Source organism: Latilactobacillus fragifolii (genome assembly GCF_905332535.1).
Lineage (GTDB): Bacteria > Bacillota > Bacilli > Lactobacillales > Lactobacillaceae > Latilactobacillus > Latilactobacillus fragifolii.
The window spans coordinates 1-389 of record NZ_CAJOCF010000018.1 but is presented as its reverse complement, the minus strand read 5'-3'; the positions used below and the strand labels follow the sequence as shown (position 1 = coordinate 389).

General features: G+C 39.6%; 2 tRNA genes. Both read left to right on the top strand.

What is annotated here, in order from left to right:
* Positions 1–66 precede the first annotated feature (66 nt).
* Positions 67–140, top strand: a tRNA-Ile gene (locus tag J7Q78_RS09950).
* A gap of 29 nt (positions 141–169) precedes the next feature.
* Positions 170–242 (top strand) — tRNA-Ala (locus J7Q78_RS09945).
* Positions 243–389 lie beyond the last annotated feature (147 nt).

Here is a 389-nt window from a genome sequence, read left to right as displayed (position 1 = left end):
CATTTGAAAAGTCGAAACTTTGTTTAGTTTTGAGAGGTCTACTCTCATTGAATTAGGACGTTTTTTGGGCCTATAGCTCAGCTGGTTAGAGCGCACGCCTGATAAGCGTGAGGTCGATGGTTCGAGTCCATTTAGGCCCATTGTACCAAGAATTAAATAGTACCAACACGGGGGATTAGCTCAGCTGGGAGAGCGCCTGCTTTGCACGCAGGAGGTCATCGGTTCGATCCCGTTATCCTCCATTGATGACGATAGTCATCGTAACTTTGTTCTTTGAAAACTGGATAATAAGTAATATATTAGTTTTAAAAGCCGAGAAAACATTGCGTTTTAAAGAGTTTTTTAATAGAAATATGAATTAGTTCATATCGCTAAACTCAAATAATAAC